The 18,940-nt window shown below is 58.9% G+C and carries 15 protein-coding genes, 2 pseudogenes and 1 other annotated feature; of the genes and pseudogenes, 7 read left to right on the top strand and 10 right to left on the bottom strand.

Annotation, left to right across the window (positions count from 1 at the left end; genetic code table 11):
* Positions 1-21: 21 nt before the first annotated feature.
* The 5 genes and pseudogenes from VLK31_RS31290 to VLK31_RS31270 all read right to left on the bottom strand — a co-directional run.
* Positions 22-444, bottom strand: a pseudogene (locus tag VLK31_RS31290) (ATP-binding protein); the annotation flags it as partial.
* A 196-nt stretch (positions 445-640) separates the two neighbouring features.
* Positions 641-1,891, bottom strand: coding sequence for a DUF4427 domain-containing protein (locus tag VLK31_RS31285; RefSeq protein ID WP_409172380.1), 1,251 nt, complete (start codon positions 1,889-1,891; stop codon positions 641-643).
* A gap of 288 nt (positions 1,892-2,179) precedes the next feature.
* Positions 2,180-2,671, bottom strand: a complete 492-nt coding sequence (locus VLK31_RS31280) for a DUF6527 family protein (protein WP_409172379.1) — start codon at positions 2,669-2,671, stop codon at positions 2,180-2,182.
* The gene (locus tag VLK31_RS31275) at positions 2,668-3,849 is read right to left on the bottom strand and encodes a ThiF family adenylyltransferase (RefSeq protein WP_409172378.1); all 1,182 of its coding nucleotides are present in this window, start codon (positions 3,847-3,849) and stop codon (positions 2,668-2,670) included. The genes VLK31_RS31280 and VLK31_RS31275 overlap by 4 nt, the downstream gene beginning before the upstream one ends.
* Positions 3,824-4,573 (bottom strand): multiubiquitin domain-containing protein, encoded by a 750-nt coding sequence (locus tag VLK31_RS31270; protein ID WP_409172377.1) that lies wholly within the window; start codon positions 4,571-4,573, stop codon positions 3,824-3,826. Before VLK31_RS31270 ends, VLK31_RS31275 begins: the two co-directional genes overlap by 26 nt.
* Positions 4,574-4,754: 181 nt before the next feature.
* On the opposite strand from VLK31_RS31270, the gene VLK31_RS31265 reads away from it, so the two are divergent.
* Both VLK31_RS31265 and VLK31_RS31260 read left to right on the top strand, forming a co-directional pair.
* The gene (locus VLK31_RS31265; RefSeq protein ID WP_409172376.1) at positions 4,755-5,108 is read left to right on the top strand and encodes a helix-turn-helix domain-containing protein; all 354 of its coding nucleotides are present in this window, start codon (positions 4,755-4,757) and stop codon (positions 5,106-5,108) included.
* Positions 5,105-6,040, top strand: coding sequence for an ImmA/IrrE family metallo-endopeptidase (locus VLK31_RS31260; protein ID WP_409172375.1), 936 nt, complete (start codon positions 5,105-5,107; stop codon positions 6,038-6,040). The genes VLK31_RS31265 and VLK31_RS31260 overlap by 4 nt, the downstream gene beginning before the upstream one ends.
* Positions 6,041-6,257: 217 nt before the next feature.
* On the opposite strand, the gene VLK31_RS31255 is transcribed toward VLK31_RS31260, so the two are convergent.
* Together VLK31_RS31255 and VLK31_RS31250 are read right to left on the bottom strand one after the other, a co-directional pair.
* Positions 6,258-7,574, bottom strand: a complete 1,317-nt coding sequence (locus tag VLK31_RS31255) for a DUF5677 domain-containing protein (RefSeq protein WP_409172374.1) — start codon at positions 7,572-7,574, stop codon at positions 6,258-6,260.
* Positions 7,575-7,581: 7 nt separating this feature from the next.
* Positions 7,582-7,911 carry a hypothetical protein gene (locus VLK31_RS31250; protein ID WP_409172373.1) on the bottom strand — a complete coding sequence of 110 codons (330 nt, stop codon included), beginning with the start codon at positions 7,909-7,911 and terminating at the stop codon, positions 7,582-7,584.
* 153 nt (positions 7,912-8,064) lie between these two features.
* On the opposite strand from VLK31_RS31250, the gene VLK31_RS31245 reads away from it, so the two are divergent.
* Both VLK31_RS31245 and VLK31_RS31240 read left to right on the top strand, forming a co-directional pair.
* Entirely contained in the window at positions 8,065-8,520 is a 456-nt protein-coding gene (locus VLK31_RS31245) for a hypothetical protein (protein ID WP_409172372.1), read from the top strand.
* A gap of 193 nt (positions 8,521-8,713) precedes the next feature.
* Positions 8,714-9,945, top strand: a protein-coding gene (locus VLK31_RS31240; RefSeq protein ID WP_409172371.1) for an IS3 family transposase whose coding sequence is annotated in 2 segments (ribosomal slippage) — positions 8,714-9,002 and positions 9,002-9,945 — 1,233 coding nt in all. Because the reading frame shifts where the segments join, the coding sequence is not laid out codon by codon here.
* Positions 8,992-9,108 (top strand) — a sequence feature (AL1L pseudoknot). It overlaps the preceding gene by 117 nt.
* 65 nt (positions 9,946-10,010) lie before the next feature.
* On the opposite strand, the gene VLK31_RS31235 is transcribed toward VLK31_RS31240, so the two are convergent.
* Together VLK31_RS31235 and VLK31_RS31230 are read right to left on the bottom strand one after the other, a co-directional pair.
* Entirely contained in the window at positions 10,011-10,502 is a 492-nt protein-coding gene (locus VLK31_RS31235; RefSeq protein WP_409172370.1) for a hypothetical protein, read from the bottom strand.
* A 2-nt stretch (positions 10,503-10,504) separates the two neighbouring features.
* Positions 10,505-14,590, bottom strand: coding sequence for an RHS repeat-associated core domain-containing protein (locus VLK31_RS31230; protein WP_409172369.1), 4,086 nt, complete (start codon positions 14,588-14,590; stop codon positions 10,505-10,507).
* 1,052 nt (positions 14,591-15,642) lie between these two features.
* Between VLK31_RS31230 and VLK31_RS31225 the strand changes: the two genes are divergently transcribed.
* From VLK31_RS31225 to VLK31_RS31215, 3 genes are read left to right on the top strand one after another with little or no spacing between them, the layout of a single operon-like run.
* Complete coding sequence (locus VLK31_RS31225) at positions 15,643-16,041, top strand: transposase (RefSeq protein ID WP_409172368.1); 399 nt, start codon at positions 15,643-15,645, stop codon at positions 16,039-16,041.
* A 20-nt stretch (positions 16,042-16,061) separates the two neighbouring features.
* Complete coding sequence (gene tnpB, locus VLK31_RS31220; RefSeq protein WP_409172449.1) at positions 16,062-16,361, top strand: IS66 family insertion sequence element accessory protein TnpB; 300 nt, start codon at positions 16,062-16,064, stop codon at positions 16,359-16,361.
* A 57-nt stretch (positions 16,362-16,418) separates the two neighbouring features.
* Positions 16,419-17,198: an IS66 family transposase zinc-finger binding domain-containing protein gene (locus tag VLK31_RS31215; RefSeq protein ID WP_409172448.1), complete on the top strand. Its 780-nt coding sequence runs from the start codon at positions 16,419-16,421 to the stop codon at positions 17,196-17,198.
* 1,019 nt (positions 17,199-18,217) lie between these two features.
* Here the strand turns inward: VLK31_RS31215 and VLK31_RS31210 are convergent.
* Positions 18,218-18,652 (bottom strand): annotated as a pseudogene (locus VLK31_RS31210) (TniQ family protein); the annotation flags it as partial.
* Positions 18,653-18,940 lie beyond the last annotated feature (288 nt).

The raw sequence follows: 18,940 nt of genomic DNA, 5'->3' as shown, positions 1-18,940 counted from the left end.
CGGGCCCTAGGCCCGGCACGCTCAGGCCGGCCCGCGCCCCAGCGCACGGCGGTACTGCACCGCCTCCGCCACATGCACCGCCTGCACCGTGTCGGCCCCCGCCAGGTCGGCGATCGTGCGGGCCACCTTCAGCGCGCGGTGCGTGCTGCGCGCCGACCAGCCGAGCTTGTTCGCGGCGTTGAACATGAACTGGCGCGCCGCATCGTCGAGCGCGGCATGCCGATCGATGGCGCTGCCCTGCAGCGACTGGTTGGCGTGGCCTTGTCGCGCCATGGCGTGCTCGCGTGCCTGCACCACACGGCCGCGGATGCTGTCGGTCGACTCGCCCGGCGGCGCGTCGAGCAGCAGCTGTGCCGACACGGCGGGCACCTCGATGTGCAGGTCGATGCGGTCCAGCAGCGGGCCGCTGAGCTTGCCCTGGTAGCGCGAAATCTGGTGTGGGGAGTCAAATAAAGTGAACTTCGGCATGCAGTGAATCAACAGTTTGGGCACTAACTTTGATCGACAGGCTAAGTGCATGGATCACAGTTAGTGCACTCAGAGTGATTTCAGACCGAAATTGTTGAGCTAACGAACTGGACATACGTCATCTTCTGAGTGGGGCCGCGAGTGTTGCCTTACGCAGAACCGATACCTAGTGTCACTTGTAGCGAGACGCCCAGTTGTAGAAAGGGATCGAAAGGTCATGGGGGGACGCATAGAACGGCTCGGTCTCGGGGTTGTTCGAGTGCAGGACGGAAAAGCGACAGCTCTTGGTGCCGAATTCCTGCTCCACATGATCTGCGAGGATGTCCGTCATTTCTTCGCGCTGGGCAAGGCTTCTGCTGTCCGAGAATTCAAACAGCTGCGCGAGGTATCTGCCGTCCTTCGTGACAAACGCGCGGTTAGTCTTGAGAAGCGCACGCACGAACGGTTCGGCGCCATCGTGCAGCCAGAGCCAGCAACCACCCAATTCCCCGTCTTCCGCAGGACCGGCCTCCCGGTTGACCCGAGCCACGAGTTCGCCAAAGCGTGCGGAGATTGTTTGCGCTTCCAACTTGCTCCCGAGGAAGTACGGGGTGAGGTCGATCGATGCAGCTTGAAGAGTCTCGTTGAGTTGCTGCTTGTCCTGGATGTCACGTGGCGAAGTCAGATCGTCGGTGACCAAGACGAAACGGAAAGCCGTCTCCTGAGCCACGTGGGCATCGATGAGCGCCAGCATGTCTCTAATAACTAGCTCGGCATGCTCGCGAGTCTTCACGACCGCGCCGATTCCGCTGAGTCCAGGTTGATACAGCTCGAGCCCAGGAACTTGGTCCCACTCGGCGGCACCGCCTTCGTCGCGGTGCGTAAGCTCTGCTCCACGCATGGCCCAGCGCCACTCCCGTTCATGCGTCCAGTCGACCATGCGACCCGGTGCTACTACGTCCGCGACGTAGCGGTACTGCTCCACGTGCGGTAAAACATATGGCGAAAAAATACGGGCGCCACCATCCGTGCCGCTGGATACTGTCGCGTTGGGCTGGCTCAGGCCGTAGATTGCAGTCCGAGCGCCGAGCGAGCGCATGTTGTTTTTGGGGAAAATGAGAGCAACCTCCCCCATGGCTTCTCCACGCGCGCTCCGTCTGCGACTCGCCTCCACGAACGCAGCGAGGGGCATCTCCGAGAAGCAGACTGCAGGATCGGGCCCATAGATGGTTCGCACGCCGTTACGGTAGGACCAGGTGGCCCAGAGCCGCCCGTTCCGCAAGGCCGCCCTCAACATGAAGATCGCAGGAAGCTTTTCGTCCTCGTACGTGCTATGCCATCCAAGGTGCTCCGGCAGAGAGATGCCGTTTGGGCCACTCTGATCGATGTCGCGGAAGAAATGGAGCAGGTAGTCGGACAAGTCAAAGCGATAGTTGTTGTCCATAGGTGGCCTTGGAGGATGAGGAAGTCGTTGGTTTTGAACATGGCGTTGCTGTCAACGTCGGCGCGGTTGTTCAACGAGAAGTCTACTGGCCCAAGGCTCGTGTTCTTCGTCATAAAAACCTGAAGGTGCCACTACGCCTTCGAGCTTTGCAACGCCCCAGAGCGCACCCGTCTTTCAAGACGTGCAGGTTTCCCTCTCCCTTGAAACTTCTAACATCGCGTCTGCTAGGCCCCCTAAGGTTCAGGAGCTTGGCAGTCCCGGTGGCCTGGCGCATCTTCGGACGAGGTGCTAGCTCGTCCACCACGTCTTCAGCGACTGCCAGATTCCTGCCGGTTTCGGACCCGGGGCGGAACTCAGGTCACGCTTGGCTGACGCTCTTGGCACTTGCGACGGTACAACCGTCGCTCCAGGCGGCAAAGCGCTTGGAGTAGATTTCGCGCTCGAGAAGTAAGCGGACTTGTTTTGGCGGTCCCGAGACCTGCCGAGTTCGATGGCCGCATTCGACATGTTCCCCGCCCAGGCGACCGTACCGCGGTCGATGAAGTAGTGCGCGCGGCATGGGAGCGCCCAATTGCCGACGGAAGGATCGAGGGAAACAGTGTCGCCATCGAAGATCAGCGACCAGTCCGTCGGCGACAACGGCGTGACCACCTCCTGTCCGCAGCCGCACGCGCACCGATGGATGGCCGTGGCACATTCCATCGAGACGTACAGTACGCCCTGTTCCGTCTTGGCTGGAATTTCCTCGACGAAAACATGTGACAGGCGTTGATGCTTCATTCGGAGGTCTCGTCGCTGGTCAAAAGGTTCATGCTCGTGGAGTAGGTCGAGTGATGCTCGCCTTCCTCGTCCGCATAGAAGCCACACATCTTTTTCCACTTGATGACCGCCAGCACCGCGTTCAAGGCGTTCAGGTCGGCAATCTGGATGTTCTGGTTGTAGGCATCCTCTTCATCGCGATCAGCCATCGAAATCCGCGATGCGATGTGGTCCTTCTTTTCAGGGGTGACGGTCGTGACTCGGCACACCGCCAGCAGCTCGCGCGTTTCTGTGGTGAGTTCGACGCCCATGCCGACATCGATGAACGACGCACCGGTCGCAACAAGTGCTTCGGCGATCATCTTGCGCACGCTGCCCTTGTCCACGCAGATGAACACTAAATCGAAGCCCTGGATCTCGTGCAGGTTCGTTTCGCCCAGGTAACCGTTGTGCGCCACGATGTGTGCGTGCATGTTCGAGTAGATGCCCTTGAAGCGTTCGACCTTGCTCACCTGCGTCTCCAGCTCCGCCAGCGAAGGCGCGCCGGGTGCCCGAAAGGCGTTGTGCTGCATGAAGACATCGCCATCGAACAGGTGAATTTCGGTCGCCGGCGTTTTGGCGAGCAGATCGAGCACGTAGGAACCAGTGCCACCGAGCCCAACGATCGCGATGCGATGTGCAAGACGCATCGCGATCGCCTGAATGCCGGCCCGACTCGAGGCCGTGTCGATGTACCGGAACACCGATTCATCAGCCGCCGCGACCACCGGGCGGAAGGTTTGAGCCTTGAGCGCGGGATCACGGGAGCGCGCCGGAGCGCTGATGATTTCGACATAGCGAGCCATCTTGTGGTGGTAGTCGGTGTAGCCGTCGGCCGGCTTGTTCGAGAACGAGTGGTTGGTGACAATGCCACCTCCCAGGTCGGTCACAGCGCTCGCGTGCTTGATCTGCACGATCTCCGTGCCATTTAGATTGCACGGATGCTCGCCCACGAAGTGGGCCAAATGCGAGTCCGGCCTGGCCGTGATGTCCCCGCCCAACGTCAGGTTCGACACAAGGGTGCCCAACGCCGTTTCGCCGCGAGGGTTCACGTACGGAACCGAATGAATGAGCAGGTGCCCTGCTCGAACTTCGACCTCGTACCCCTCATCGCGAAGGCGTTTGAGGTCGGGACTACGACTTATCAGTGAATGTGACATTGAAGAGCATCCCGTCTTTGATGTGAACCGAACCGCCTTCGACCAGCGTGCCCTCGGGGTTGCTGGCCGGCCCGCGCTTGAAAGTCACCGTGTAGACACGCGAGTCCGTCGTCGCGGCATCGGCGAACGCCAGCTTCACCACTTGGTCGAACGTCAGCGTTTCGGTGTGCACCTGATGCGGCCGGGTGTTCACCTTGACCGTGATCGTGCGCAGCGCCGTATAGAACCGCTCCACGCCAGGCGCCGAGAGGTCGAAGAGTTCTGCGTCGCCGATCAGGCGGTCCTTGCCACCGCGCGCGTCCAGCCAGACCGCGAAGGTCAGCGGGTCGACGCTGGCTAGCTTCTTCAGCGTCAACCCCGAGATGCGGGTCGCACCCCATTCGATCACGCGGTCGTCCAACTCAAAGCGGAACGAGCGGTCATTGCGGAACACGAGGAACCGCTCGACGCCAGCGCTGCGCAGATCGACCGTCAGGCCATCGCCCAGCTCCAGCAGCAAACCGTTCTGCGACATGAGGAACAACAAGTGCTCCACGGTGTCGCGGACACCTCCCGCCTCGAGGATCTGGCGCCTGGTGGGCACCGGATCGGCGATCACCACCGGGCGGAACTCCAGCCGCTCGTCGCCGATGAGCATGCCGTAGGGGCCGTGACCACGGACTTCGCGCCCGGCATTCAGCGCTTGCTGCACGTCTTCCACACCATCTTCAAAGTTCTTGGCCATGGGGCCCGTCCTTTCTTGTGCCGCGAGAAATCCCGCGGTCTGTTGCTAATGTGATAGCGCGCGCTAAGTTTGTCAAGCAAAAACATTGCATGCTTGGAAAAATTAGCATTCCGATTAGACTGAAGTCGTCGGGCGGTGAACGAAACCGCGTTCGCCGCTGTCGGCATTCAACGAGGAGAACGTGAAGCCAACACTTGGCCAATATCTGGCGTCCATCCGGCAGGACAGAAAAATGTCACTCCGACAGGTGGAAGAAGCCAGCAGCAAGGAGGTATCGAATGCCTACCTTAGCCAACTTGAAACAGGAAAGATCGCTCAGCCTAGCCCCAACGTGCTGAACACCCTTTCAGAGATCTACGGAATCGACTACGTCCAACTGATGGAACTTGCGGGCTACTTATCCCCCTCAGCTGCGCGCGAAGCGACGCAGCGCCACGGACGGCTTGCGACATTCGCAGAGCACAACCTGACACCGGATGAAGAAGGCGAACTTATGAAATATCTGCAATTTCTGAGGATGAAAAAACCCCCATGAGAAAAGAGGACGACAGCAGCTTGCTACCGGCCGAACTGCGGGCCGTGGAGGAACGCGCTCGGCAATCGCTTGACAAGGCGGCCGCCTGGGGTCGCTTTCCGACGCCTGTGGATGACATCGTTTCGGCAGCAAAGCTGCGTGTCGCCCCCAAGGGCCTTTTTGATCCAGAACGCCTTCTGGCGTATGCCAAGGCGAAAACCGCCAAGGTGTTCTTTGCGGTGAAGACGGCGCTTTCGAAGATCCTCGGTCTCTACGACGCGAGTGAACAAATCATTCACATCGACGAGTCAGTCGGTCTGAGCAAGCAAAAATTCCTGACGCTTCACGAGACCGGGCACCATGAGCTCCCGGCACATCGAAAAATTTTCACGTTCTTTCAGGACTGCGAGCAGACCTTGTCGCCGGACATCGCCCACCAGTTTGAGCGCGAGGCCAACAACTTCGCCCGGTACGCGCTATTCCAGGGAGATTCCTATCTAAAACTCGCGGCGGACAGCCCGATGAGCATCAAGTCTCCGATCAACCTAGCGAAGAAGTTCGGCTCTTCCAACTATGCGTCCGCGCGCGAATTCGCAAGGACGAACCATCGCTCTTGCGTCGTCTATGTGCTCGAACAGATCGAGTTCATCCCCGGGCGCAGCGCATCAGCCGCAGTTCGTCGTATCGAGACTTCACCGAGTTTCGAGCAATATTTCGGTTGTCCGTCCGATGTACTCATCGACAAAGAACATGCGTTGTTCCCGCTTCTGCCGATCGGCAGGAAGATGACCCGACCAACCTCATTGGTCTACCGCGACAAAAACGGTGATCAACACGAGTGTCTGGGCGAGGCTTTCGACACCACGCACAACATCCTGCTATTGATCTATCCGGTCAAGGCGCTCACTGCAATGAGCATTCTTGTTCCGGCCGGGTACACGACGGAGTCGTAGCGGTCGAGCGGCTTCGGCGCGACTCGCCGAACGGTGGAAGCGACGCACGCGTCCTGAGGGCCTCGAATTCCTCAAGTATTGCGGCTTGGACCTGGTGGTGATCCCAGCCGATGCGGCCGATGTCGCAGTGAGATTTATATGCCACGGATCACAAGGGTTACCCTCCCGCTGCCGAAACCCTGACTGCGACGAAGTTGCGCCAACATGTCGTGGCCGCTCACGCCTGCTCAGCGGATCCCCCCTTATTCCGGCGGACGCTCTGCTTGCCCGTGCTTCTTCTCGCCCGGCGAGCCATCAACTTAGCACGATGCATCAATTCGTCTTCGTGAAGGAGCGCATCAGCGGCAACGAGGGCCGGTGCCACGGCATCTTTGATGCGAAGCACGCTCTTCAATTCTGTCAGGCGATCTAAATCAGTCTCGTGCCCCAGGTATAGGCTTGTGATCAATGCAAGTGTCTGGGCAGTCCTCACGCCTGGTTCGACAAGCCCAGCGTTGCTGCGTCCTGCAAGGAGCACTTCTTCATCGCCCATTGAACTCAGCTTGAAAAACAGGCTTCGCGCGCCAGCATGGACGTTGAAGGATGCCAGCTTGTGGTAGCTGTTCATGGACTCCCGACCTGCCGATTTCTGCAAATCCTTGAAAGTGGGCTTTTTTAGTTTCAATGCGTCTGCCGCCCAGCCATAGGGATGAGCAAACATCGGACCAAATCGATCAATGACACTTTGGTATTGACGATCGATTCTGTTTCGTTGACGCTTGTTCACAGGAGAAAATCCGAGCGGGACCTGAGTCGCATCGTGGTCGTCCGCCTGGCGCTTTACGTCGACCGCGTCATGAAGGACATATCGCTCCGCCAACGCCTCGTCCCCAGCGGAAATTACAGCGGCTGTGACGGCAAGTTCATGCAGCGTGCGCCACCGCGCCATGGCGCCGTCGGCAAAGCCGTTCTCCATGAGGCAGATGATCTCGTTTGCGACCTGGCATGCTCGCGAATGAAGCCGAACCATCACCCATCTGCGGTGCGCGTGGCCAGCGGCCCGTGATCTTCGATGCCGCAAGAACGTCTCCCGGCCAAGCTCACGACAACAGGTGAGCAGCATCCTCATCAAGCCCAGCCCGTCACCCCAACGCTCCTCGAGGTTGTGGCGAAAACTTTCAATTTCTTCCGCTTGACTCACTCCCTCGGTAGCCCATTTTTCACACAGGCTTTTGAAGTACAAGAGACTGACCTTGTCGGACGCTTTGGCGATCGCGCCAGGCAAGGCCTTGGTCATCGTCGAGACTGTCGTTTCGAGTTCCACTGCATCGGCGTCCGTGAAGGTCAAGTCGATATGACGGACTTCCGCTGATCGCCCTTGCTTCCAAGAAAAACGAGCCTGCGCGCCCTTCATCACGTGCTCCGCGAAGGCTTTTGCTGCCTTTGCTGGCAACTCGTAGCCGGCCTCCCTCATTTTCCGTCTCAGAACCTTGCGCAGTGCGATTTCAGGTAGCTCTTGCAGGGTGCGGCGAACCGAATATTTGACTACGTCCATATTGGATTCAAGAGTAGAAATTGGAGCCATCGGGTGACCCGGCGGACGCCCACCGCATCGGATGGATGTATTGGTTGTGCAGCGCTGAAAAGAGCTCAAAGAGACGGGGCATGGAATCCACGCAGGCCTTAGCATGCGCCAGCGAGAGCTGCCATGCCTGCCCTTCATGAAGAAAGGTGTTTCGGACGCCTGCGGCCTCTTTCATTAGCGCGGAGACCGGCTCGAAATCTATGCCGGTCTTATCGGACACAGCTGCTACGGCCGTCTTCCAACTGACGCCGGCAACTGACTTAAACAGCGGACCGAACTTCTGCGCCGCGAGCTTGTTGTCATCCATCAGTCGTGCTATCAGCAGTTCTGGAATTTCCTGGGCCCGCAGATGAGAGAGCAAAAAATGGCTAAGCAAGGCTTCTCGAAGCGCGCAGAAAAACAGGACGGTTCCAATCGTCGGAGCTTGTGGCCCGTCGATCGGTCCTACAGGTGAGCCAGAGTGATAGACCTGCGCAACGAGATCAACAAGTATGTGAATGCTGATCGGGAACGCCAGTCGACCGCCTTTGCTCTTGATCCCGCAGATGCTGCACGCGTGCCCGGAGCGAAGGCGACCGTGATCCCGATCGATGACCTCGCAATTCGCGCAGATCAGATGGTTGCAGACGAGCGGGCTGGCGTCTTGATTGTCTATTTCGGAGAGGGATCGCATCTGTCACCGTGTTTGTCAGAAAGTTTATTGCGCCAGTCCGGCGAAGCGATCGCGCCGTCCGCCTTAGAAGGTCTTAGTAGCAAACCGAGCTTTTTAGGGCACGCGCAGGGCAAGCGGTGGGAGCGATGCACGAGCCCTGAGCGCGCCGAATTTTTCAAAGACCGCGGCTTGAATCTGAAGATGATCGAAAGGCTTCCGGTCGAACTTGAACTTAAGGGCCGCTTCGTGACCGTCGAAGTTTAGGACTGCGTACTCGAGCCAGCTTTGGAATCCTTCTGGATGCGCCGGCTTGTTGGGAGTGGTCGTCATAAAATTTTCTTTCTGCTGGTACGCCGCACGCGGAAGATTCTTATTGTCAGAGTAAGGCTGCAAGCGTCTCGAGCAGATGAATCGTCCCGTATTTTGAGGAGGCTCAACACTCTGAGAGGATTGAGCCATGAAGAAGTCAAACAAGTTCTCACCCGAGGTGCGTGAGCGCGCGGTGAGGATGGTGCAGGAGCACCGTGGGGAATCCCCATCGCTATGGGCTGCGATCGAATCGATTGCGCGGAAGATCGGCTGCGTGCCGCAGACGCTGAACGAATGGGTCAAGCGCGACGAGATCGACAACGGCGTTCGAGAAGCCGTGACGACCAGCGAGGCCCAGCGCATGAAGGAGCTGGAGCGCGAGGTCAAGGAGCTGCGCCGGGCCAACGAGATCCTGAAGCTGGCGAGCGCGTTTTTCGCCCAGGCGGAGCTCGACCGCCGGTTGAATTCCTGAGGGATTTCATCGACAAGCATCGCGTCACCTTCGGGGTCGAGCCGATCTGCAAGGTCTTGCAGGTCGCCCCGTCGGGCTATCGGCACCACGCGGCGCTGCTGCGCGAGCCGCACAGGCGCTGCGCCAGGGCGCAACGCGACGATGCCCTGGTGCCAGAGATCCAACGCGTCTGGCAGGCCAACATGCGGGTCTATGGCGCCGACAAGGTCTGGCGGCAACTGGCACGCCAAGGCACGGCAGTGGCGCGCTGCACGATCGAGCGGCTGATGCGGCGCCTGGGCCTGCGAGGCGTGATGCGCGGTAAGGTGGTGAAGACCACGATCAGGGATGCCAGGGCGCCATGCCCGCTGGACCGGGTCAACCGGCAGTTCCGAGCGCAGCGTCCGAACCAGCTGTGGGTCTCGGACTTTACGTACGTGTCCACGTGGCAGGGCTGGCTGTACGTGGCCTTTGTGATCTATGTCTATGCCCGGCGCATCGTGGGCTGGCGGGTCAGCAGCTCGATGCGCACGGACTTCGTGCTCGATGCCTTGGAACAAGCGCTGTACGACCGTCAACCCGAGCGCGACGGCAGCTTGATTTGTCACTCCGATCGCGGGTCGCAATATGTCAGCATCCGGTACACCGAACGGCTTGCAGAGGCCGGCATCGAGCCGTCAGTGGGCAGCAAAGGCGACTCCTATGACAATGCCCTGGCCGAGACGATCAACGGCCTCTACAAGGCCGAGCTGATCCATCGCCGGGCACCGTGGAAGACCAAGGAGGCGGTGGAGTTCGCGACGCTCGAATGGGTGTCCTGGTTCAACCACCAACGCCTGCTCGAACCCATCGGCTACATCCCGCCTGCAGAAGCTGAGGCAAACTATTACCGGCAACTCGCCAGTCAGTCCGCCACGGCGGCGGTCTGACTTAAACCAACCGTCCTCCACGAAAGCCGGGGCGATTCACTGAGCCTCTCATTCCACGATTCCGTTTAAGATGCCTTCAAGTCCTCGGCATAGCCCGACAGAATTTTTTCGTCCAAAAATTCAAGTCGCGTTTTGAGACGAGCAGCATTTTCTTTTGATGGCGCCACATTAACCGGAATGAGTTGGCCTGTAGGAGCACCTTCATCTATGGCCCTGATCCACTCCAGCATCGCGCCGATATAGGAATCCAGCGCTGTGGCCGGGTTTGGACTGTCTTCGCATGTGATGTATGCAGGTGGAAGGTCTCCTGTAATGACCCAGACCCACTCATCAACACCTTTTCGAGCTGGCAAAAATCTGAACAAGAAGACGCCAACGATTCCCGGATAGACCATCCCGACGTACTCTTCGGTGATCGTCTCGCACCAGTCATAGTACTCAAGGAATATCCGTGCTTCTGTGTGAAGTTTCTCGATGGATCGAGCGTCAGGATCTACCCACCCTGCATTGGCGAAGTACTTGCTCCACTCGAAAGTTTTCGACAGATCTGGTTTCATGGTTAGTTCCTGCGTTTTCCCCAACGACTGTAATCCCCCGCTGCACGATGACGATCCTGGTGATTGTCACCCGGTCGAGGTTTCACATTTCTCCAATCATCAGGACCCCCGTCGGCGAGCGGAATTTCGTGTGATACGTCCTCGTTGCGGCCATTAGCATCCTTTGGCCATTTCAGTCCAGTTCCTTGCTCCCAATCATCCCGCAATTGTGCGGATGATTTACGCCCCTTGTGCCACCAACTAAACGGGCCGTCAGGGCCATCCACTTCGCCGCCACTAAGCATGCGGTCACTGATTCCCTTACACAGGTCTTGAATCATCCCGGGAATAGTGAAGTCCAAAGGGGACACTGGCCTAGGCTTTGGGAGTGCCATGTCCGGTAGATTGCTATTGCCCGAACCAGTTCCAAGCAATGGTGGCAAGGGCATTGGACCCCAAGGCGTAGGCGCAAATTGCAGACCTTCCGGGTCGACAAAGCTCAAAGGATTTGCGTCCACATACCCGAAGCGGTTCCATCCCCCGCCAAGACCGATGGGGTCACCTTGGGTGTATCGGCCAAGGGTCGGAATATAGGACCGGAATCCGTTATAGAAAAGCCCTGACTCCTCATCCGAATACTGCCCCGGATACCTCAGGTTGAACTTCACTTCTGAGATGCTCGTCGTGCCCGGGTTTGGCATCGTTTCCAGGTTTGCAAAGCGTCTCTTCGCAGTCGTCGGTTTGTCATCCCCGAACGCGCTGTAACTTAGCTGCCAGACCGCTTGCCCGCTTGCGTTAGTGAGCTTCCTGGGTGTGTTTAAGTGGTCACTGTGAACCGCAAACGTGCCGCCATTGATTACCGCCGCAATAGGCATCGGCCCATTGGCCGTTGGCATATAAATGTATTGCGCCTGCCCCGCACTGGCCGAGCCGCCGCCGCCCACCTCCGCAATCAGCGTGCCATGCTCGTCATACACATACGTATAGCCCAGCTGCTCCGCTTCGGTGGTACTTGGACTCCACAGTTTCGTGAAGAACGCGATCAGGCTTTGCATGAAGCCCGGGTTGCTCTCGTCTCCCTGCACCGGCGGATAAAGCGGCTCGGTCTTGAAAACCCGCTGCCCCAACGCGTTGTGCGCGTAGCGCGTCGTTGGGCTGACATCGGTCGCTCCGGTCGTTGCCGCGGCCAGTCGCCCTTCGGCGTCGTAGGTGTAGGTGCGGAGGCCATCGTTCACCAGATCGCCGTTGGCGTTGTAGCCGAAGGTGACGCTGGTGTTGCTCGCGCCGTTGATGGCCTGCGTGAAGCCCGTGAACCGGTTGCTCGCTGCGCCCACGGCGTAGGTGCGGTCGGTGCTCACGCCGTTGACGGCACGGGTGCTGCTGCTGCGGTTGCCATTGGCGTCATAGTCGAACCCCGCCGTGCTGCCCGTGGCATTAAAGCCGGTGATGCGGCCCATCGCGTTGTAGCCCACGCTCCAGGTCACGTTGGCGCTGGCGATGGTGCTGTGTGTGGGGTCGGTGTCGCCGGGTTGTTGGAGGTTCTGCGTCAGGCTGGTGATGCGCCCTGCCGCGTCGTATACGTAGCTGCTGAACTCCGTGGCGATGAGGCGGCCCGCAGTGTCGTAGGCACGGCTGGCTGACACCGCAGGAGATGCCAGAGCCCAGATCCAGGCGGTGGGCTGGCCCAAGGGGTTCCAGGTGATGCCGGTGACCAGAGGGTTGCCATTCAGGTTCAGGCCCGTCAGGCGGCCAGTGCTGTCGTAGGTGTGCGAGAGCACGCCACCACCGTTGGGGTAGCCGATGCTCGCCAGCGTGCCGTTGAGGTTGTAGCTGTAGCTCACCTGCTGCACGCTGCCCGCGCTTGCACCGGTCGCCAGCGTCTGCTTCTTGAGCGTCACGCGGCCGAAGGCATCGCGGGTGTACTCGGTGGTGCCGCTGCGGTCGATGATCTCCGACAGATAGCCCTTGCTTGTAGGGGTGAGGTCGTAGCGCAGCGTGGTGGTCTTGCCGTCGGCGAAGACAAGGCTGGTTGGCCGCCCTAGCAGGTCTCGCTGGATGGTCGTGGCTTGGCCCAGGGCGTTGGTGATCTGGCTGGGCAGGCCCAGTGCGTCGTACTGGGTGTTCGCCGTGCCCGTGTCGGGGCTGGAATCGGTGGTGGCGTTACCTTTGGCGTCACGGGTGTAGGCCGTCGCCACGCCCTTGAAGTCCTTGGCTTCAGTGACGGCGTCAAGCGCGTTGTACTTAAGGGTTGCGCTGGCGTTGGCGGCGTCGGTCACGGCCTTCACGCGGCGCAGGCCGTCTAGGCCGTACTGGGTGCTCTGGTTCAGACCGTTGGTGCTGCGGGTGAGCTCGCCGTTGGCGTCATAGCCGAAGGTGCTGGTCTGGTTCGGGCCTTCGGTCTTGGCTGATAGGCGATTGATGTTGTTGACCGTGCGCGCCACGCTCCAGGCCACGCTGCCGGCGCTGTCCTTGATCTGCTCGGCGGTGCGGTTGCCCATGCTGTCGAGCGTGTAGGTGCCACTCTCGCCTCGGTTGTTGCTCCAGCCTTTGAGGCGGTGGGCTGCGTCGTAGGTGTAGGTAAACACGAGGCCGGTGGGCAGCGTCACGGTTTCGACGGTTCCGTAGGGCTTGTAAGTGAGCGTTGTGGTCTGGCCGCTGACGGTCTGGGTCAGCAGGCGGTCGCGCAGGTCGTAGGTGTAGGTGGTGCCCAGCCCGTTCGCGGCAGTCGCACTGACTACGCGGCTGGCGTTGTCGTAGGTGTAGGTGGTGACGTGGCCTAGGGCGTTCGTCGATGTGAGGGCGTTGCCTCGGAGGTCGTAGGTGTAGCTGGTGACTGCGCCGTCGGGTTCAGTCGCGGTTGCTACTAGCTGTTGAGCGTTGTATGTCCATTGCCAGACTTGGGTGCTATTGGTCAGCGTGTCAGTGATGCTCTTCGAAAGAGTGTTCCCAAAGGAATCATAAGAAAAGGCTGTGGTACGCCCAGCTTCGGTCACGCTAGACGGCAACCGAAATGTTGGGTGCCATGCGGTTGTGATGGCGCGCGAGTCAGGCGTGCCTGACGCCTCGACAATGGTTATAGGAAGCCGCCGGGTTTTGTCCCAAGTAGTCGTTTTGACAATACTTTTGAAATCGGTTTCACTAACCACAAATCCATCCTCGTCCAGCACTCGGGATTGAATGCTGTTCGAATCTTTGGAGTTTCCATCAGGCAAAGAGGAACTTGTTTGGGCAATCACTCCATTTTTAGTCGTATAGCTGTATACACGCTGCGTGAACAGCGGATCTCTAACCATAATACTCGGCCCAGATTTATAGATAGCGTATAAATTTACGCCGCCAGCATGGCTTGTTGAGTCTGCACGGTAGTCCGCATCGTAAGTGAAGTTGGCGTATTGGATTCCCAGTTCGTCAATTACGCCAGTCATCCTTCCGTTATCGTAAATATATTTTTTTACTGAATTATCCGGCTGCGTAACTTTCTCAAGATAGCCGTAGTAATCATATGCATAGCGAACAACGCGTCCAGTCGATGAAGTGATCGAAGATATTTTTTTATATGCGTCATACTCGAAGATGAGATAGTGCCCGAAAGAATTCGTCGCCATTACCAAATTTTCGGTCGCATCGTACGACAAGCTGGTTATCCAGCCGTTTCTGTTCTGAATGGAGGTCGGCTTTCCGTTTGGCGAAAATGAAATTTTTCTATCGCGTGCGGACTCTGTCCAGTTCCATCCGGAACCGTTTTGAACTAAGGTGTCTGTATTTGTGTTAGTGCTAGGAATCCAATTCAACCCATCGGCCGATTTGTTGAAAATTAGAACGTAGCCCTCCTCAGTAGTAATTGTGACTTTGTTAAAGCCAAGTTTTAGGGAGGCGGCATACGGGTGTGTCCATACCTTTCCTAAACCTTCAGAAGGTCTTGGATTAGCAGCTGCCCATAGGCTATGATAGGTGCGTCTAAAGTGCAGCGAAGCTGGGTTCTGATCAGGGAAATCTTCCTCGCTTTCGATTTTGTCACCATCTATTGCAGAAATTGGATTGCCGACGATATATCCCGGGCTGCACATTTGATTTTCAGCAGGCTTTATTGGTTCAACTGGCGGATACACGCAGTTTGATCCATCCCAAGATTGCAAGTATTTTGTGCATTGACAGGTTGCAGATGCATAAAGAGGTTTACCACCTTCCAAACCAATTTGCCCGCTTGGGACTACAGATGGCTGACTAGGCGTTTTGGGGCACAGGATTCCGAGACGTATGGTAATTTCCTCTGGCGGCCCATTGCTATCCGTAGTCCCACGGCAAATCAAGGACGATCCGTCTCGGATAAACCCTTCCCCACTCGGCTTAAAAACGTACCCCCCAAAAGGACTTGGCCAAGTTGGACATTTGGAGGCATCTGCGATTGGCTCTTCCCAGCTAAGCGGTGGAATATGGTAACTAATGTCGACCAAGACGACGTTTGGCGCAGCCGTTTGAGCCTGCGCGTTTCCGAAACAAGGAAAAATTATTGCAATTGCAAGCAGTAATAGGCAAAGTGGCCTGGTAAAAATTAGGGCGCGCAAAAAAGTAATCTCCCAATTTTAATATGTAGTGGCGATAGGTCGCAGACATCCCTCGGGATCTCGCTCCGTGCAATACATTACTTAAGAGCGAGGAAAATTGCAAGAATAAGTTATTAATGAAACTTAAAGTTCTCCTGCCGTGAATGGCTTAAGTTTTTCGGGTTAAGGTGGGTGTGGTTTTCAAGTTTGAGGGGGGTGTTGGTTCACTTCTGAAATAACTCGCGCGGCCTGATGATTTCCTTCAACAATTTACCCGCGTGGTAACCCAATCTGCTGCTTTTCGCGGCAGGAGTACAGGAGTGATAGACGTGGCGACATTGAATGTCACCAGACTGGGCACTGCGAAAGCAACTGTCCATCTGTGTGTGGCTCTGCCGCAAATTGCGCTGCGGTTTCCGCGATCTGGTGCCTCGATCGCGAGCCAGGTTGCGAGCTTGTCGGCATAGCGATCGAGCTTGCTTGAGCTCGTCCGCTTGGTGTAGCACGGCATTTCTTCGCCCGCCCGCACGACTTTTTCACAATGTTGCGAGACAGGCCTGTACGCCCGACTATCACGCGGTCTTAGACGGAAATTAGTGCAGTCAGAGGGTCAATTTTTGGTAGAACTCAACAAACAAGCCGGCACAAGCCGGCGACGTCGCATTCATAGCGACGAATTCGAGGCCAACGCCGTGGCCAGTTGCATGAAACCGGGCATGTCGATGGCGGCGGTGCCGATGGCCCAAGGCGTCAACGCGAATTTGCTGCGCCGATGGGTTCGCGACGCAGAGATGAAGTCGGAAGCCACGGTCGTCAGCGCGAGCATCGCCGAGGGCCGCAAGGCGCAAGAAGCCAAGACATTGTTTGTGCCGGTCAGCTTGCCGCCACCAGTCCAGCCGGCTCATGTCGCGGACATTCGCATCGAACTGCAGCGTGGACCGACGGCGGTCACGGTGAGCTGGCCTGCAAGTGCTGCCAGCGAGTGCGCGGCTTGGACGCGTGAGTTGCTTCGATGATTCGCATCGACGCGATGTGACTGGCCGCCGACCCCGTCGACATGCGCGCCAACGCCGAGCGCCTGTTGGCGCGCGTCCTGCAAGTCTTCGGCGCAGTGCAGGCGCACCATGGCTATCTGTTCGCGAACGCCCGCGGCGCGGGCACGGGTGTCAAGCTGCTGGTGCACGACGGCTTCGGCGTGTGGTGCGCGGCGCGCCGGCTCAACGCGGGGCGCTTCGTCTGGCCGGGCACGACCAGGCGACACCCTTGCTGTCGCTCACACCTGCGCAGTTCGACGTTTTGGTCCTTGGGCTGCCGTGGCAGCGCCTTCCCGAGCTGAGCGTCATCACGCGAGCCTGAGGAGTCGGCGCCAGCGCTACCTGCCCATGCGTTGACGGTGGATGTGCCGATGCTTGGCGCGCGTGATCTTTCTGCAGCGAATCCTTCGGAACTGTCCGCCGAGACAGGGGCGCTGGTTGCTCAGTTGCTCCAGCGGCTGCAAGACCAGGAGCAACAACTTGTCGAGGATGGCCGAGTCCTTGCACAACGCGATCAGGCGCTCGCCGAACGCGACGCGCCGCTGCAGCGCAAGGACCGCGAGATCGCGCTGGGCGAAGCCAAGTTCGAGAAGATCACCTTCGAGCTGGCCAGGCTCAAGGGCTGGAAATTTGGGGCCAAGTCCGAGGCCATGAGGGCCGAGCAGCGCCGCTTGTTCGAAGAGGCGCTGGCCGAGGACGAGGCGGGCCTGCGCGAGCAGCTCGAGCGGCTTCGGCGGGAAGCTGCTGCGGCCGCCGCCGCAGCAGCCTCGGACACAACGACCAAGGCGCCCCCGCGCCGGCGGCGTCGCAACCTGTTCCCTGATCGCTTGCGCCGTATGGAACACCACTACGAGCCCGAACGCACTGACTGCCTGGAGCCCGGCTGCGGGCGCCCGATGACGCGCATCGGGCAGGAGGCCAGCGAGCGCTTGGACATCGTCCCGGCCGAGTTCTTCGTGCACCGCCAACATCTACGGCAAGTGGGCCTGCCGCTGCTGCCAATGCGTGTCGGCGATGATCAGACTTTTGGCTTTGCGGTCAGAAGCCGTGATCCCAGTGGCCAATCGCTGATGCGTGCGCGGCGCAGTAGGTCTGCAAAGCGCGGGATCAAACCGAACCCTTGCGATGGGACGCCGTAGCGCGTCAGAAAAAGCGCTTGCTGCGGCAGCTCGTAACGCTCGAAGCGGCTGCGCGTTCGACTCAGATACTGCTCCATCCAGGCCAGATAGGACTGGGCGATATGGCCGCGGACCCCTTCCATGCGCGCAGCCGCATGCCACTCTTGCAGAAGGGCTTCGCCGTCGGCTATGGACAGGCGTGCGACGGCTTTGAGAGGGATCCTCAGCCAGGCTGCTGCAGCGATGCTGCACGCATCGCGCAGGAGGCTTGCCCGCGCCTCTCGGGCGGCCGAGGTGATGCGCAAATCAGCATTTAAGAGCTGCGCCAATGCGAGCATTTCCGAGCTGGAAAGGCAGCGCAGCATCGGGGCCTTGATAGCGTTCAGTGCCTTCCCCTGCGTTACCCCTAGAAGGCGCTTGACGGCGTGCTTGGAGACCTGCCGATTGGTACTTTTGAGCAGAGCGATGGCTCCGGCCACTTCTGTCTCGCTTGGCCAGTAGTGCTTTTTTTCGAGATGCTGCTTGCAAACCGACCACAGCCAGTACGGCATCTGGATTTCCGAGGTGCTGAATTCGCTGTGCGTGATGCGCGCGTTGTTCATGCAGCTGACAAATCGGGTCGGCCACTCCTTCGTGAGCCAATCGATCAGATCCAGCATTCGGTGGCGCGTCTCTAGCGGCTGGTGATCGAACGGCATGCGTTGCCCTGCAGTCAGGCAAGTCAAAACTGGGGCGAAGCGCCGAGGCAGACCTGACTGTTGTAGCTTCCTGGCAAATTGCGCACGGCCCAGCACGTTCAGCAGGACGCGCACACCGTCCCACCAGAGCTTGCTGTGAGCGACCGAAACCGGGAGGCAAGCGTGCCGCAATCCGTGCGCGGGGACCACGCGCCACTTCGACACGCGTGGAGCAACCTGTGGACTCACCTTGACATGCAGCGCTTGACCGCACTGCTCGCAGTGCCTTAGCGATGCCATTCGCGTGCCAGTGAGGACCAGGGGTCCTGCGCAGCCTTTGCAGGTGTCTACAAGAAGATGCCTGTGTACAGGGCAAATGGTGCTTACCGAAAGACGCCAGGCGCTGCGCCAGTATGGCTTTGCATCCTCCGCGAGGCACGCTGGGCAGACTGCAAACCTGCATCCTCGACCGCTGCTGGGCATCAACCAACGCCCTGCGGTGCTGCACGAGCTGCCGGTCATGGCCAAGAGCGCAGGGTTCAACGTGTGCTTTTGCAGCAATGGGACGCAGACGCCGGAGAGCTGCTGCAGCCGCGCAAGCAACGCCCAACGCTCAGGCTCCAGGTCGACCAGCGTGCGTGCCGACAGGACGATGTCAACGTTGTGCATCAGTTCACCATATGTGGCGAAGCCATTGGCCGAAGCCAACCGAAAAATCCAGGAGGTGAGGGATTCGGGCTCAGACGGGCCTGCGATGGGTGCAGGCCTCGCGAGCAGTCGATTGGGCTGAAATCTCATTGCAGCGCTCAATCACGGGATGCCGCGCGCGCCCGTGGAGCTGTGTTTCGAGAGTCCTCATTTTTCGCACAGATCATGTGAAACTCGTTATGCCAATCCGAAATAACAAGGCCGCGCTGGATCAGCCTATCGAAATCGTGGGGGCGACGGCGTGCGAAGTCAGAGGTGGCCCCGTTCGTTTGAACAGATTCCGATTACTTTTAAGTGGATCCTGCGGGGTCAGGCTGCCTGGGCCGAAGGCCGTGGCAGCGAGTCGAAGTACACCACATCGGGTGTGCGGGCCTGCAG

Origin of the sequence: Variovorax sp. H27-G14 (assembly GCF_046156345.1) — a bacterium.
In the GTDB taxonomy this organism is placed as follows: domain Bacteria; phylum Pseudomonadota; class Gammaproteobacteria; order Burkholderiales; family Burkholderiaceae_C; genus Variovorax.
The sequence above is the reverse complement of the archived record's forward strand: the minus strand, read 5'-3'. Positions and strand labels throughout refer to the sequence as shown.

Excerpts from the sequence above, each read along its gene's own strand:
- VLK31_RS31235 (WP_409172370.1), bottom strand. The coding sequence starts at position 10,502 with ATGAAACCAGATCTGTCGAAAACTTTCGAGTGGAGCAAGTACTTCGCC.
- VLK31_RS31280 (WP_409172379.1), bottom strand. The coding sequence starts at position 2,671 with ATGAAGCATCAACGCCTGTCACATGTTTTCGTCGAGGAAATTCCAGCC.
- VLK31_RS31250 (WP_409172373.1), bottom strand. The coding sequence starts at position 7,911 with ATGGATGACAACAAGCTCGCGGCGCAGAAGTTCGGTCCGCTGTTTAAG.
- VLK31_RS31275 (WP_409172378.1), bottom strand. The coding sequence starts at position 3,849 with ATGTCACATTCACTGATAAGTCGTAGTCCCGACCTCAAACGCCTTCGC.
- VLK31_RS31260 (WP_409172375.1), top strand. The coding sequence starts at position 5,105 with ATGAGAAAAGAGGACGACAGCAGCTTGCTACCGGCCGAACTGCGGGCC.
- VLK31_RS31285 (WP_409172380.1), bottom strand. The coding sequence starts at position 1,891 with ATGGACAACAACTATCGCTTTGACTTGTCCGACTACCTGCTCCATTTC.
- VLK31_RS31255 (WP_409172374.1), bottom strand. The coding sequence starts at position 7,574 with ATGGACGTAGTCAAATATTCGGTTCGCCGCACCCTGCAAGAGCTACCT.
- VLK31_RS31270 (WP_409172377.1), bottom strand. The coding sequence starts at position 4,573 with ATGGCCAAGAACTTTGAAGATGGTGTGGAAGACGTGCAGCAAGCGCTG.